General features: G+C 60.0%; 10 protein-coding genes. 4 read left to right on the forward strand and 6 right to left on the reverse strand.

Going from position 1 to position 14,473, the window contains the following annotated elements; translation table 11 throughout:
- Positions 1-216: 216 nt before the first annotated feature.
- Together CRN80_RS20655 and CRN80_RS20660 are read left to right on the forward strand one after the other, a co-directional pair.
- On the forward strand, positions 217-1,704 hold the full coding sequence (locus CRN80_RS20655) for an NCS1 family nucleobase:cation symporter-1 (protein ID WP_098950935.1): 1,488 nt from the start codon (positions 217-219) through the stop codon (positions 1,702-1,704).
- 144 nt (positions 1,705-1,848) lie between these two features.
- Positions 1,849-3,132: a Zn-dependent hydrolase gene (locus tag CRN80_RS20660; RefSeq protein ID WP_098950936.1), complete on the forward strand. Its 1,284-nt coding sequence runs from the start codon at positions 1,849-1,851 to the stop codon at positions 3,130-3,132.
- A 119-nt stretch (positions 3,133-3,251) separates the two neighbouring features.
- Here CRN80_RS20660 and CRN80_RS20665 read toward each other — a convergent pair whose 3' ends face one another.
- Genes CRN80_RS20665 through CRN80_RS20675 form a run of 3 tightly spaced genes read right to left on the reverse strand, consistent with a single transcriptional unit; the run spans position 3,252 to position 9,031 of the window.
- Positions 3,252-4,667 carry an efflux transporter outer membrane subunit gene (locus CRN80_RS20665; RefSeq protein ID WP_098950937.1) on the reverse strand — a complete coding sequence of 472 codons (1,416 nt, stop codon included), beginning with the start codon at positions 4,665-4,667 and terminating at the stop codon, positions 3,252-3,254.
- The gene (locus CRN80_RS20670) at positions 4,651-5,820 is read right to left on the reverse strand and encodes an efflux RND transporter periplasmic adaptor subunit (RefSeq protein ID WP_098950938.1); all 1,170 of its coding nucleotides are present in this window, start codon (positions 5,818-5,820) and stop codon (positions 4,651-4,653) included. Before CRN80_RS20670 ends, CRN80_RS20665 begins: the two co-directional genes overlap by 17 nt.
- Positions 5,810-9,031: an efflux RND transporter permease subunit gene (locus CRN80_RS20675; protein ID WP_098950939.1), complete on the reverse strand. Its 3,222-nt coding sequence runs from the start codon at positions 9,029-9,031 to the stop codon at positions 5,810-5,812. The genes CRN80_RS20670 and CRN80_RS20675 overlap by 11 nt, the downstream gene beginning before the upstream one ends.
- Positions 9,032-9,237: 206 nt before the next feature.
- On the opposite strand from CRN80_RS20675, the gene CRN80_RS20680 reads away from it, so the two are divergent.
- Positions 9,238-9,648: a hypothetical protein gene (locus tag CRN80_RS20680; protein ID WP_003192269.1), complete on the forward strand. Its 411-nt coding sequence runs from the start codon at positions 9,238-9,240 to the stop codon at positions 9,646-9,648.
- Here CRN80_RS20680 and CRN80_RS31270 read toward each other — a convergent pair.
- Positions 9,645-9,806: a hypothetical protein gene (locus CRN80_RS31270; RefSeq protein WP_164692270.1), complete on the reverse strand. Its 162-nt coding sequence runs from the start codon at positions 9,804-9,806 to the stop codon at positions 9,645-9,647. The genes CRN80_RS20680 and CRN80_RS31270 overlap by 4 nt on opposite strands.
- Before the next feature lie 334 nt (positions 9,807-10,140).
- Between CRN80_RS31270 and CRN80_RS20685 the strand changes: the two genes are divergently transcribed.
- The gene (locus CRN80_RS20685; protein WP_098952659.1) at positions 10,141-10,806 is read left to right on the forward strand and encodes a peptidase C39 family protein; all 666 of its coding nucleotides are present in this window, start codon (positions 10,141-10,143) and stop codon (positions 10,804-10,806) included.
- Positions 10,807-10,919: 113 nt separating this feature from the next.
- Here CRN80_RS20685 and pbpG read toward each other — a convergent pair whose 3' ends face one another.
- Complete coding sequence (pbpG, locus tag CRN80_RS20690; protein ID WP_098952661.1) at positions 10,920-11,843, reverse strand: D-alanyl-D-alanine endopeptidase; 924 nt, start codon at positions 11,841-11,843, stop codon at positions 10,920-10,922.
- 283 nt (positions 11,844-12,126) lie between these two features.
- A complete protein-coding gene (locus CRN80_RS20695; RefSeq protein ID WP_098950940.1) occupies positions 12,127-14,289 on the reverse strand; it encodes a hypothetical protein in 2,163 nt (720 codons plus the stop codon).
- Positions 14,290-14,473 lie beyond the last annotated feature (184 nt).

The raw sequence follows: 14,473 nt of genomic DNA on the forward strand, positions 1-14,473 counted from the left end.
CGCATACGGCAAGTACCGCAGGTTCAATTGGAAAGCTGATAAACATCAGCACGTTATATAAGCGGTGCGGGTTCAGAGGCGGTTGTCGGCACGGTTATTGAGTGCACGGGCAGTTGGCCGGAACCCTGGATGTCATGTTGTTGATGCGGTACTCCGGCCACCTGAACCTAGCGTGCAGGTGAGCAACAATAATTTTAAAAAAACCGTGGAGCGGCCATGCAACAGAACAGATCGCAAGTCATCGAGCGCAACGGCCTGTACGAACTCGACGCCGGCCCCGACGTCCTCGACAGCCCTCGCTACAACCACGACATGGCACCTACCAAAGTGCACGAGCGCACCTGGAACAAATGGCACATCACGGCGCTATGGGTCGGTATGTCGATCTGCGTGCCCACCTACACCCTGGGTGGGGTGCTCACAGCGTATTTCGGGCTGTCGGTGGGGGAGGCGCTGGTAGCGATCCTGCTGGCCAATATCGTGGTGTTGATCCCGCTGACCCTCAACGCGTTTCCCGGCACCAAGTACGGCATTCCGTTTCCGGTGCTGTTGCGTTCGTCCTTCGGCATCCTCGGTTCCAACGTACCGTGCCTGATCCGTGCGCTGGTGGCTTGCGGCTGGTTTGGTATCCAGACGATGTTCGGCGGGCTGGCGATCCACCTGTTTCTGGGCTCGATTTTCGACGGCTGGAAAGCCCTCGGCGGTACCGGCGAGGTGATCGGTTTCATGCTGTTCTGGTGCTTGAACCTATGGGTGGTGCTGCGCGGCGCCGAGTCGATCAAGCGCCTGGAAACCTTGTCGGCGCCGCTGTTGGTCGCCGTGGGCGTTGGGCTGTTGGTATGGGCGATGCCGAATGTGTCCCTCAGCGAGTTGATGGCGATCCCACCCAAGCGCCCCGAAGGCGCCAGCCTCACCGGTTACTTCATGGCGGGGCTTACGGCGATGGTGGGTTTCTGGGCCACGTTATCGCTGAATATTCCCGACTTCAGCCGCTACGCCAACAGCCAGAAAGACCAGATTCTGGGGCAGATCTTCGGCTTGCCGCTGACCATGTTCCTGTTCGCTGCCCTCGGCGTGGTCATGACCGCCGCCTCGGTGAAACTGGTAGGAGTGAGCGTCTCCGACCCGGTGAGCCTGATCGGTCATATCCAGAGCCCGGTGTGGGTGGCCATCGCCATGGCGCTGATCATCGTCGCGACCTTGTCCACCAACACCGCGGCGAACATCGTCTCGCCCACCAACGACTTCCAGAACATCGCGCCCAAGCTGATCAACCGCACCACGGCGGTGATCCTCACCGGCCTGGTAGGGCTGGCATTGATGGCCCATGAGCTACTGAAAAAACTCGGGCTGATCGTCTCGGACGTGAGTCTTGAAACCGTGTATTCCAATTGGCTGCTGGGTTATTCGAGCCTGCTGGGGCCGATTGCGGGGATCATGGTGGTGGACTATTTCATAACCCGCAGACAACAGTTGGACCTGGCCGGCCTGTACCGCGATGACGTGTACCCGGCCTGGAACTGGAGCGGCTTTGTCGCCTTTGGCGTACCGGTGGTGCTGACGCTGCTGTCGCTGGGCAGCGATGCGTTCAGCTGGTTCTACAGCTACGGCTGGTTTACCGGTTCGGCGTTGGGCGGGGTGTTGTATTACGGGCTCAATGCCAAGCGCGGTAGCACTCCACTCACCGTCAAATCCCCGTTGTAAACACGGTCCAGGTGGGAGCTGGCTTGCCTGCGATAGCGGATTATCAGTTAAAGCCGTGTCGACTGACACACCGCCATCGCAGGCAAGCCAGCTCCCACACTTGACCGCGTCAATTCATAAGAAACTCAGCCTGAGGAGACCCCCATGAACGCTGCCCTCGATGTTCTGCAATCGACCCATCAGCACATCAACCGCGACCGCCTGTGGCAGTCGCTGATGGACCTGGCCAAGCTGGGCGCCACCCCCAAGGGCGGTGTGTGTCGCCTGGCCCTCACCGACCTCGACCGCAAGGCTCGCGATCTCTTCGTGCAGTGGTGCGAAGCGGCTGGTTGCACGGTGACCATCGACGGCATCGGCAATATCTTTGCGCGTCGCCCCGGCCGCAATCCCGACCTGCCGCCAGTGATGACCGGCAGCCATATCGACACCCAGCCCACGGGCGGCAAGTTCGACGGTTGCTTCGGCGTGCTGGCCGGTGTGGAAGTGCTGCGCACCCTTAACGACCTCAAGGTGGAAACCGAGGCGCCGCTGGAAGTGGTGGTATGGACCAACGAAGAAGGCTCGCGCTTCCCGCCGTGCATGATGGGCTCAGGGGTGTTTGCCGAGAAGTTCACCCTGGCCGATACCCTGGCCAAGGTCGATGCGGATGGGGTCAGCGTGGGTGAGGCGCTGAATGCGATTGGTTATGCGGGAACACGGCCGATCAGCGGGCATAAGGTCGGCGCGTATTTCGAGGCCCATATCGAACAAGGGCCGATTCTGGAGGATGAACACAAAACCATCGGCGTGGTGCTCGGCGCCCTTGGGCAAAAATGGTTCGACCTGAAGCTGCGCGGTGTTGAGGCCCATGCGGGCCCTACACCCATGCACTTGCGCAAGGACGCCTTGGTAGGTGCGGCGGCGGTGGTGGCCGCCGTGAACGCGGCGGCGTTGGCGCACCAGCCCCACGCATGCGGCACGGTGGGTTGCCTGCAAGCGTATCCGGGATCGCGCAACGTGATTCCCGGTGAAGTACGCATGACTCTGGATTTTCGTCACCTGGAACCGGCACGGCTGGACTCGATGATTGCCCAGGTGCGCCAGGTGATCGAGGACACCTGCGCCAAACATGGCTTGAGTTTCGACCTGCAGCCCACGGCGGACTTCCCGCCGCTGTACTTTGACAAAGGCTGTGTGGAGGCGGTGCGCGATGCCGCCAATGGCTTGGGCTTGTCGAACCTGGACATCGTCAGCGGGGCAGGGCACGACGCGATCTTCGTGGCTGAGCTGGGCCCGGCGGGGATGATCTTTGTGCCGTGTGAAGGCGGCATCAGCCACAACGAAATCGAAAATGCCGCGCCGGATGACCTGGCGGCAGGGTGTGCGGTGTTGTTGCGCGCCATGCTGGCCGCTTCAGCGGCCATCGCCAGCGGCAAACTCGCGGCCTGATCGTTCCCACGCTCCGCGTGGGAATGCACCCTGTGACGCTCCGCGTCACGATTTTAAGGGCAGACGCAGAGCGTCCTGAGCGGCGTTCCCACGCAGAGCGTGGGAACGATCAGTGGGTATTAGCCCGGCTGCCAGCCGCCGCCGAGTGCGGTCAACAGTCCCACGCTTGCCTGCAATTGCCGGGTCTGCACCGCCTGCAATGTTCTCTGCGCCTGCAACGCGGCGGTTTGGGCGGTGACCACATCCAGGTAACTCACCGCCCCGGCCTGATAGCTGTTCATCGCCAAGGCCTGGGTATGTTGCGCTGCCTCTGCCGCCGCTTGCTCGTCCTCGGCTTGCTGCTGCAAATCCCGCAGTTGCGCGAGGTTATCTTCCACCTCGCGCACGGCTTTCAATACGTGGCTACGGTACTGTGCCGAAGCCTCCTCGAACTCGGCCTTGGCCTGGCGCTCATTGGCGCTCAAGCGCCCGCCGTCGAAGATCGGCAGGTTCATCAGTGGCCCCAGCGCCCAATACCGGTTGCCGGCGGACAGCAGGTTGCCGACGCCTTGGGTCTGCCCGCCCAGCACACCGGTCAAACTGAAATCCGGAAACCATGCCGCCTTGGCCACGCCGATAGTCGCGTTGGCTGCAAACACGCGACGTTCAGCGGCGGCAATGTCCGGGCGACGCTGCAGCAGGTGGCTGGGCAACTGCGCTGGAATGCCGGGCAACGCCATTAACTGCGAGCTGGGCGGCAATGAAAAATCACTGGCCGTCACGCCCACCAATTCGCCGATGGCATGCTCGGCGAGGTTGCGCTGGCCACGCACTTCGTCCAGCTGTGCCTTGGCTTCGGCCAGTTGGTTTTGTGCGCGGGTCAGGTCCAGTTCCGACGCAATCTGGCCTTCATAACGGCTGCGGGTCAGTTGCAGCGCTTTGCTGAAGTCCTGCAACGACGTGTTGAGGATTCGGCCCTGTGCATCCAGCCCATTGAGCTGCACATACAGGCTCGCCAACTGCTGTTGCAGGCTCAAGCGCACCACCGCCAGATCATCAAAGGACGCTTGCGCCTGGGCATCGCCCGCAGCGACCTGGTTGCGGATTCTGCCCCACAGGTCGAGGTCGTAACCCAGGGAGAAACCAGCGGTATTGCTGTTGTACACCGACGGCTGTGTAGTGCCGCGCAACGGTCGTGAATCTGATTGACGCTGGCGCTGCGGTTGCGCGCTGGCGGTGATTTGCGGAAAAAGGCCCGCGTGCAGTTGACTGGCATAGGCCTGGGACGCATCGAAGTGCGCCAGCGCCGCGGCCAGGTTCGGGTTGGCCTTGAGCAGTTGCTGCTGCAGCGCGTTCAGGCGCGAATCGTGGTAAAGCTGCCACCACTGGGGCGCCAGTTGGTCCGACGGTTGCGCGCTGTGCCAGGGGCCATCGCTGGTTTGTTCACGGTAGTTCGCGGGCAGGTCAACCGACGGCACTGTATAGGTGGGTGCCATCGAGCAACCCTGCAACGCCAGCAGTATCAACGCCGCCAGCGGCTTAAGCCTTGGGCGCATGGGCACCTCCCGAGGCGTCAGCCAGTTGCACCGGGTCGCCTTCACGCAGGGCGTCGGGCGGGTTGTCGATGATACGGTCAGCAGGCTTCAGGCCCTGGTCGATCACCAGGCGCTCGCCGAGGTCCAGGCCTATATGAATGTCTTGCAGGTGCACATGGTTGCGCCCGTCCAGCACGGCAACCTGGGTACCCTGGGCACGGAAGATCAAGGCGCTGGCCGGGATGCTCACGCCATGGGTGTCGGCCGGAATCGGCAGGGTGACTTCGGCGTAATCGCCCGGCAGCAGTTCGCCGTTGGGGTTGTCGGCGACGAACTGGGCGAGCAGGGTGCCGGAGCGGCGGTCGATGGCGGTGGAGTCACCAATCAGGCGCGCCTTGAAATGCTCGCCGGGGTGCTCAGGGACGGTCAGTTCGGCCTCAAGGCCGGTATGGATGACCGCTGCATAGTTCTGCGGCACCGGCACATACAAACGCAGTTGGTGGGTGTCGGCAATGTTGAACAGTTCCGGATCGCTGGCGTTATCGGCCTTGATCAACTGGCCGATGTCCGTGTTGCGGGCGGTGATGGTGCCGGCGAACGGCGCGCGAAGGGTCTTGTAGCTTTCCAGGGCGCACAGTCGCGCATAGTCTGCTGCGGCAGCTTCGGTGTTGGCCTTGGCGGCTGCGGCATTGGAGGTTTTCTCATCGGCGTCCTGGCGCGATACCGAATGGCTCGCCAGCAGGTTTTGCCAGCGGGTCGCCGTGGTGGCTGCCAGATGTGCATTGGCTTGTTGCTGGATCAGGCGCGCATGGGCCTGGGCCAGTTGTTGGTCGAGGTCGGGGCTGTCGATTTCGGCGAGGAGTTGCCCGGCCTTGACCTGGGCGCCGATGTCGACTTTCCAGTCCTTCAGGTAGCCGCTGACCCGTGCATGGATCGCCGCCTGGCTCCATGCCTCCAGGTGGGCGGGCAGGCGCAGGGTATCACCGGCGGCGTTTGGCTTGGGTTGGAACACCATCACCTGGGGGACGGCGGCGGCCTCGGTCCAGGCAGTGACCGATTGCTCGTGCAGCGTACGCGCGTGCAGGCCGCTGGCGACCAACAGGGCAGCCAACGTCAGGCCACCGACACCCAGGAGCATCAGGCGCTTGCGCGAGGGTTTTTGATCAGGCGACATGGGGCGTTTCTCCAGCAGTTGCGCGAGTAGGATGACGGCCGTGGACCAGGCTGAAGACCACGGGAACAAACAACAAAGTGGCGATGGTGGCGAAGATCAAGCCGCCGATGACCGCCCGGCCGAGCGGGGCGTTCTGCTCCTCGGAAATCGCCAGGGGCAGCATGCCGATGATCATCGCCAGGGCGGTCATGCACACCGGGCGAAAGCGCGTATAGCCGGCTTCCAGCGCGGCTTTCAACGCATCGCCATGTTCGGCCAGGCGCTCTCGGCAGAAGCTCACCACCAGGATCGAGTTGGCGGTCGCCACGCCCATGCACAAGATGGCACCTGTGAGTGCTGGCACCGACAACGAGGTGCCGCTGAGGAACAGCATCCACACGATGCCCGCCAATGCTGCCGGCAACGCCGTGATGATCACAAAGGGGTCGGCCCACGACTGGAAGTTGACCACGATCAGCAGATAGATCAGCACCACCGCGCCGAGCAACCCGAAGCTCAAACCACTGAACGCCTCATGCAGCGCGTCGATCTGCCCGTGCAGGCTGATGGTCGCGCCTTTGGGGCGCATGGACGCCGTGTCATCCAGCACCTTTTGCACATCGCGGGCCACACCGCCGAGGTCGCGGCCTTGCACGTTGGCGTACAGGTCCAGGGTCGGTTCGATGTTGTAGTGGGTCACCACGGCCGGGCTTTGTACCCGGGAGATGGTCGCCACGCCGCCGAGGATTTGCGCCTGCCCATTGGCCCCCGTCACCGGCAGCGCTTCCAGGGACGGCAGGCTGTCGAGGCGGTATTGCGGGGTGGCGGCGACGATGGAGTAAGACACGCCGTTGGCCGGGTTGAGCCAGAAGGTCGGCGCGGTTTGCGAGCTGCCGGCGAGGGAGGCGACCATGCTGTTGGTGACGTCACGCTCGGTGATGCCCAGGCCATTGGCGCGCATACGGTCCACGTTTACTTGCAGCGAGGGGTAGCCGGTGGACTGCTGGATCCGCAGGTCGGCAATGCCCGGTACATGCTGCAGGCGCCGTTCAAGTTCGACGGCATAGGCGCGGTTGTCTGCGTCACTGCGCCCGGAGATTTTGACGTCCAGCGGGGCGGGGGCGCCGAAGTTGAGGATCTGGCTGCTGATGTCGGCGGGCAAGAACGCAAAGTGGCTGCCGGGGAAACTTTGCGGCAGGGCTTCGCGCAGTTTTTTTACATAGTCGGCGGTGGGGGCGTGGTGCGTTTTCAAGCTGACTTGAATATCGCCATCCTGCGGGCCGATGGTGCCGCTGCTGCTGTAGGCCATGTCGATGCCGCTGAGCGGAATGCCGATATTGTCGACAATGGTGTCCAGCTCTTCGGCGGGGATGACCTCGCGGATCCGCGCTTCGATGCGGTCGAACGCCGCGGCGCTTTCCTCGATGCGTGTGCCCAGGGGCAAGCGCACATGCAGCGCCAAGGCACCCGCATCGGTGGCCGGGAAAAAGTCTTGGCCCAGGCTCGGCAACAGCAGGAACGACGCCAATACGCACGCCAGGAACCCGACAATGAAGCGCTTGCGTGCGCCCAATGCCAGCGTCAGCAGGCCATGGTAGGTGTCGCGGACATTGGAAAAGTGCCGCTCGAACCCCTGCTGAAAATTAAGCACCGATTGCAGCAACGCATTGCGCGGTTTCGGGTGCTGTTCACCCTCGTGGTGGTTGATGAATGCATCTTCCGGATGATGCCCCGCGCCAGGCTCGGGCCTATGCGGTTTGAGCAAAAACATCGCCAGTGTCGGCACCAGGGTGCGCGAGAGGATGAACGAACTGGCCATGGCGAAGATCACCGCCAGCGCCATGGGCCGGAACAGGTAACCGGCGATGCCTTGCAGCAAAAACATCGGCACGAACACGATGCAGATGCACAGCAGTGAGACGAACGCCGGGCCGACGATTTGCGCGGCGCCGTCGAGAATCGCGGTCTTCACCGCCTTGCCTTGTTCCAGGTGCCAGTTGATGTTTTCGATGGTCACCGTGGCGTCATCCACCAGGATACCCACCGCCAATGCCAGCCCGCCCAATGTCATCACGTTGAGGGTTTGCCCGCTGACCGCCAGCAAGGCGATGGCCGAGAGCACCGCCAGGGGAATTGAGGCGGCGATGATCAAGGTCGAACGCCAACTGCCGAGAAACAGCAGGATCATCGCACTGGTGAGCAATGCGGCAATGATGCCTTCCTGGGCCACGCTGCCCACCGACTGTTTGACGAACACCGAGGCATCGCCCAGCAGCGAGGTTTTCAATGACGGCGGCAGGGTTTCGTTGATGCGCGGCAGCATCTGGCGGATACCGTCGATGATCGACAGCGTGGAGATGCTGCCGTTTTTCAGCGCCGGCATCAGCACGGCGCGATGGCCGTCGACCCGCACGATGTTGGTTTGCGGCGGTGAACCGTCGCGCACATGGGCCACTTGGCCGATGGTGATCAGCGCCCCGTCAACCGTCTTGATCGGCAAGTCGTTGAGCTCATCGATGGCCTTGGGGCTGTTGTTGAGCAGGATCGTGTATTCGTTGGGCCCCAGCTTGGCGGTGCCCACCGGGATGATCTGGTTCTGCAACGACAAGGCATTGCCCACATCCTGGGCCGACAAGCCTTTGGCGGCGAGGGCTTGGGGGGCGAGGTCGAGGGTGATCTGCCGTTGCTTGCCGCCCATCGGTGTAGGCATGGCCAGGCCGGGCAGGGCGCTCAAGGGCAGGCGGATGTTGTTCTGCACCAGGTCGCGAATTCTGGCTTCCGAAAGGCTCGGGCTGGAGAACGCCATTTGCAGGATCGGCACCGTGGAGGCGCTGTAGTTGAGGATCAGCGGCGGGGTGATGCCCGGTGGCATTTGCTTGAGCACGGTTTGTGACACCGCCGTGACCTGGGCATTGGCAGTACGGATATCCACGCCAGGTTGGAAGAAGATCTTGACGATGCCCATGCCGGGCAACGATTGCGACTCGATATGTTCGATGTCGTTGACGGTGGTGCTCAGGGAGCGTTCGTAGGTGTAGATCACCCGGCCGGCCATGGCGTCCGGGGACAGGCCGTTGTACTGCCAGACCACGGCAACCACGGGAATGCCGATATCGGGAAAAACATCCGTGGGCGTGTGCAGGGCCGCCATCGGCCCGATGATGCAGATGAATATAGCCAGCACGATGAAGGTGTACGGCTTGTGCAGTGCGGTCTTTACCAGCCCGAGCATGCGTGAGTCTCCGAGAAGAGCAGGATTGCAAACCCCGGCAGTCTTGCCCGACCCACCTAACACGCACCTTTCAGCCAGGTGAAGGAAGTTTTAGTTAACGGCTGAAGATCCTTTCATAGGGATTCATTTGTTCCAGGAAGGGCGGCTGATCAAGCTTGTCAGCCATCGGATACGACCTTTTCATTCATGCCCTTTGGAGTCCTGTCATGTCACTTAAACCACTGTTGTTAGTTCCCGTTCTTGGCTTTGTCTGCTTACTGTCGGCATGCGCTGGCCCGATCCCCAAGGCGGACCCCAGCCAAGCCTGGATCGGCTTGCAGGAAGAAGCGCCGAATGACCTGATGGCCGAGCGTGTCGATGGCAAGCGCGTGGACGATGGGCGCTATTTTGAAGTGACCCCGGGGGACCATCGCCTGGACGTGACCTTATTTGAAGACGAACCGGGTGACGACAACCAGCAGGACTGCCAGGGCCGCATCGAGTACAAGCATTTCAAAGCGGGTGAGCACTACACCCTGGTGGAGTCGAGCCTGGGCACCACGGTGCGCGCGTCCCTTGAGGACGGCCACGGCAAGGAAATTGCCGCAACCCAGGACTTCAATTGCATGCCTGGCTAGGCGTGATGCGCCGTCGCCTTGCGCGGCTCGGCGGGTTCAGCAGGTTTGACGTGGGGGTGATGATGCCGGCGCGTCACGCGCATGACCCCCCACAGCATGGCGGCGGCGACGGCCAGCCAACCACAGATCAACAGGAAAATCGTTGTCGCAAGGCTCATTCGGGCCTCCTTTCGCCCACTTGGGGCACACACAGTCTTCTCAATGGACAGTCTAGTCAGCTGACGGTTGCCTGCTATTGACCAATGGTCGAGTCCGTCCAACTTGTTTGCTCTATCGTCACCGCTTTATTGCACGCGTCGGCTATAGATATCTTGCGCCCCCCAATGTAGGAGCGAGCTTGCTCGCGAAAAACGTCAACGATGACGCGGGCTTCCTGAATAAACGCGGCGCCCCCAAGTTTTTCGCGAGCAAGCTCGCTCCTACGGGATAGAGAAAGCGCGATTGGGCTATGATCGGGGCCTTTACTGGCAGTTGATCAAGAGAGTGAAAAAATTGCGCTTACGGTCGAACCTTAAAACTTCCTTGCTACTGGCCGTTGCCCTCGGGTTGGCGGCCTGTTCCAGCAACACACCGTCGAAACTGCCAGGCTTGCCGGAGCGCGTTGAACTCAATGGCGTGCCGACCTTTCGCAGCGAGGCGTATCAGAGCGGTCCTACAGCACTTGCCAGCATGCTGTCGCAACAAGGCATTGTCATGACACCAGGTTTGCTTGATAAGCCGCTGCGCCTGCCCGGTGCCGAGGCCGACCTTGAGCGCAACATGCAGGTGCTGGCGCGTGAGTACGGGCTGATGGTGTACCCATTGGACGCCAAGCTGACCGCCGTGCTGGCCCAGGTAGCGGCGGGTTACCCGGTGATGGCGCGGATCAACGCCAGCTATTGGTCCGGAGCGCGTTATGTCGTGGTGGTGGGGTTCAACCAGCAGAAGAGTACGGTGCTGTTGCGCTCAGGCAATGAGCGCCGCCTGAGCATGAATTTCAACGACTTTGAGTCGGCGTGGAAGGGCGCGGGCCAATGGGCCATCCTGACCCAGCGCCCGAGCCAGTTGCCGGCCAACGTGGACGCGCAACGCTGGCGCGATGCGGCCAATGCCACGGCGCAGGCGGGGCAGGAGCAGGCAGCAGCCCAAGCGCTCAAGGTGTTGGCAGAGAAGAAGTGAAGCTCAAATAAGGTGGGAGCGGGCTTGCTCGCGAATGCGGTGGGTCAGCCATGAATGTAGCGACTGACACCGCGCATTCGCGAGCAAGCCCGCTCCCACACTAAAATCGCTGTTTATCGACGTACTTCCGCAGCGGTCGCTCGATTCTTGAGGTTTTTATCAGCCTTGTACCGCAGCGCCACATCCGGCACTGCGCCGCCTTTGCCAGTTTCGACCCAACTACGAATACGGCTGGCATCGGCAAAATGGGTGAACTTGCCAAAGGCATCCAGAATCACCAGCGACACCGGGCGATTGCCCATGCTCGTCACCAGCACCAGGCAGTGGCCGGCCTGGTTGGTGAAGCCGGTCTTGGTCAGCTTGATATCCCAGTTGGCGCGGTTGATCAGGTGGTCGGTGTTGGAGAAGCCCAGGGTGTAGTTGGGCTTGCGGAACGACACGGTCTTTTCCTTGGTGGTGCTCAACTGGCTGAGCATCGGGAATTTGCGCGCATAGGCCAGCAGCTTGCTCAGGTCGCGGGCGGTCGAGACGTTATGGATCGACAGGCCGGTGGGCTCCACGTAGTGGGTGCTGGTCATGCCCAGGGATTTGGCCTTGGCGTTCATCGCCGCGATAAAGGCCGCATAACCGCCAGGATAATGGTGGGCCAGGCTCGCAGCGGCGCGGTTTTCCGAGGACATCAGCGCGATCAGCAGCATTTCCTTGCGCGGCATCTGGCTGCCGATCTTCACCCGGGAGAACACGCCTTTCATCTCGGGCGTGTCGGTGATGTTGATGTCGATGTACTCGTCCATATTCTGCTTGGCTTCGAGGACGATCAGGCCGGTCATCAGCTTGCTCACCGAGGCGATGGGTACCACCACGTCGGGGTTGCTGGAATAAATGACTTTATTGGTCTGCAAATCGACCAGCATGGCGCTGCCGGAGGCGATCTGCAGCTTGGAGGCGTCACGCGGGGCCAGGGTGGTTTCGGCGGCGTGGGCGAAGGTGCCTGTCAAAGCAAAAAACAGGCTGACAATAGAAAGACGAATTTTCACGCGGATGAACTCGCTAAAAAGTAAGGAAATGCCGTTCGGGAACGGGTTTTTGTTAAACACCGTTACATTTTAGGATGTATAGATGAAAAAGCGATAGATGCCTTTAAATAAAGGCTGTAAGCCGATGATTTGGTCGGCTCAAACTCTCTGAGTTTCGGCTTTGATGGCCGGGGCCCGCAATAGGAATGTCACGCGTGCCTCTCATCATTTATTGATTGCGTTGGCGCGCGTGAGGGCCGTAAGGCCAGAAAGCCCCAGGTTCACTGGGGCCGCTCCTCTTATGTCAAATCCTTACCCAGCCTGTAAAAGTTGGTGTCATTACGTATTTCAAGTGTAAAGACTGCCATGCGGTGGACAACGGAATAGGTGTCAGCGAGTTCTCTATTGTGATGCCGATTGGAATAATTCCTACCATGCCATTGGAGGCATCCCTTTTGAAGGTGATTTCTTGGCCATCTCGTCCAACTCCAAGCAAGACGTTGTAGCCCGCGCCAGTAATCACCTCGGTCGAATAGTTCATCGTTCCGGTATCCAAGCTGAGCGGCCCGGAAATAACGCGGTAGTCCGTGCGGATTATGCCGTTGATCGTCATGCCGTTATAAAAGGTATTACCTCCAACATCCTCACCAGAAAGAACGTTTCTACGTACCTTGCCATTGATAGGGGGGAATTTAACTCCAACGCGGTTCTGGAAGTAGCAGTTAGTAACGTAAATTGTTCCGCCTGTTGCGCTTCGAAAACTGATCTGGAAAGTAGAGTTAGCGTCTGTGCCAGCGGTATGCGTCAACTCGCTGCCAATCTTCTGAAAGTTCTCGGAAGACTTAACCCTTGAAACATGCCGATGCTGTACGCTGCCGGTTCCGCTTACAACGCGCATCATTATGTCTACATCACCCGATACGCAAAGTACGAAACAGCCAAAGCTAATGGGGCCATTAGTCATGAGGAGTGGACTCTGCGATGCGGTATATATTGCACCGTCGGCGGGCAAGGCAGGAAATGTGATTTGGGTTGACGTTTCGTAGCCGGATTCAGGCATCGCCACGGTGGACAGCGCGGTAGTACCCGACCAGCTTGCGCCATTTTCGGCTCCCTTGCCCCAACGCTCGGATATCAGGTTAGAGCTATCGAGCAAGAGATTTTCTGCGGACTGATGGTTTCGGCTGATGGTCTGCATGCCTTTTGGGCCATTGATTTTTCCAGTGCCAACGGTCGCGAGAGCCTGTGGCGTCAAGAAGGTCAGGGTGGCGTTTGCCCCTGTGGGCGTTTCATTGTAGTAGTCGACCTGTGTCGCAAGATTTATGGTGTTTCCGCTCCCTGCATAAAAACCTGCGCCGTCGCTTCTAATTGTTGTGCCACCAGCGAGCACATCGAATACACCGTCCTTTCCGTCAGCATAAATATTCCAGCCGGTGCAAGACTCAATGTAGCCTCGATAAACAGTCGCATAACCGCTGTCGCGAAGTCCCACTGAAGCCTCGGAGCGTCTGCAGTATTCAATAGTTGATGAAATTATATTGTTTGCGCTCGTAGGATCGACATAGACGCCGACTTCACAAGTTGTCGGGTCCGTTGCGCCGACAGGAGGGTATCCGCTGCTGTATCTACCGCCAATATGACCGCCGTTTACTTTGTTCGCGTTGCTATTTATAAAGGAAATGCCACGTATCGCATCGTCGCACCAACCCATATTCACGACGTGTGAGTAAGAGTTATTAAATTCGACGTTATTTTGAAAGCCTCCTATTTGCCCAACTTCGATGACATTACCTCCCATGCCTGAGATCTGTATCCCAACAAGCGGGAAACCACCGTAACCAGGACCTTGCATCCAGTCCACCGCAAACCTTGCGGCAGAACTTCCGACAGACACTGCGACGCCAGACATCTGCGTGCACATCAAGTGCCGGATGTGGACCCTGGAGCGATTAAAGTCGAGTTGTACCGCAGGGGTGGTCCGATACTGCGGAATTGTTAGGGGGGAGCCGACTGTTAGACGTACAGAGCAAATAACTGATGTGCCATTGGGTACGCACGCGTCCATGATTCGCTGGGCGAGCAAGCCGCAGTCAACGCCTTCAGTCACGCCTCCATATTCCATTGCGACAGCGTCACCCGCCAACCGCAACCAACAGCCGAACCCACCAGCGTCCGTCTCACCGATGCTATTCATATAGCTGATGATGGAGGCCTGCGCGCTTGAAAGGGACGACGTGGGGACAGTGGGGCTGAAAACACGGATACCATCATGGGCGGATTTCAACACCTCGGGAGCCCATACCAAGGGCCCGCCGCCGACGTGGTGGTTCAAGTGATATGAACTGAGAAGGGCCTGCTCGCCGGCAGTCTCGCCGGTGGCTTCAAAGATATCTTTGATCGCGTTGAATTGCCGAACGTAGCCGCCCGCCACAGAGGTTGTAGTTTTTTCGTTGGTAGCATTTTCCACATTTATCACTCCATTGCTGTGGTAGAAGTCGCCCTTGGTACGTCTTGGGCGTTGATGTCAGCCAGCGCTGTTTTAAATGCACTGGCTATGCATACAGTATTTCTGGCTTGTGCGGAATTCAAGTGGGGAATGCATTCATTATGCGTTAATGCATTTTTTTGCAGTGCTGGGCTTTTCCTAATCG

The sequence above is a fragment of the Pseudomonas sp. FDAARGOS_380 genome, assembly GCF_002591235.1.
GTDB lineage: Bacteria > Pseudomonadota > Gammaproteobacteria > Pseudomonadales > Pseudomonadaceae > Aquipseudomonas > Aquipseudomonas salmasensis.

Coding starts and splice junctions, on each gene's coding strand:
- CRN80_RS20675 (WP_098950939.1), bottom strand. CDS start 9,031: ATGCTCGGGCTGGTAAAGACCGCACTGCACAAGCCGTACACCTTCATC.
- CRN80_RS20680 (WP_003192269.1), top strand. CDS start 9,238: ATGTCACTTAAACCACTGTTGTTAGTTCCCGTTCTTGGCTTTGTCTGC.
- CRN80_RS20655 (WP_098950935.1), top strand. CDS start 217: ATGCAACAGAACAGATCGCAAGTCATCGAGCGCAACGGCCTGTACGAA.
- CRN80_RS20665 (WP_098950937.1), bottom strand. CDS start 4,667: ATGCGCCCAAGGCTTAAGCCGCTGGCGGCGTTGATACTGCTGGCGTTG.
- CRN80_RS20660 (WP_098950936.1), top strand. CDS start 1,849: ATGAACGCTGCCCTCGATGTTCTGCAATCGACCCATCAGCACATCAAC.
- CRN80_RS20670 (WP_098950938.1), bottom strand. CDS start 5,820: ATGTCGCCTGATCAAAAACCCTCGCGCAAGCGCCTGATGCTCCTGGGT.
- CRN80_RS31270 (WP_164692270.1), bottom strand. CDS start 9,806: ATGAGCCTTGCGACAACGATTTTCCTGTTGATCTGTGGTTGGCTGGCC.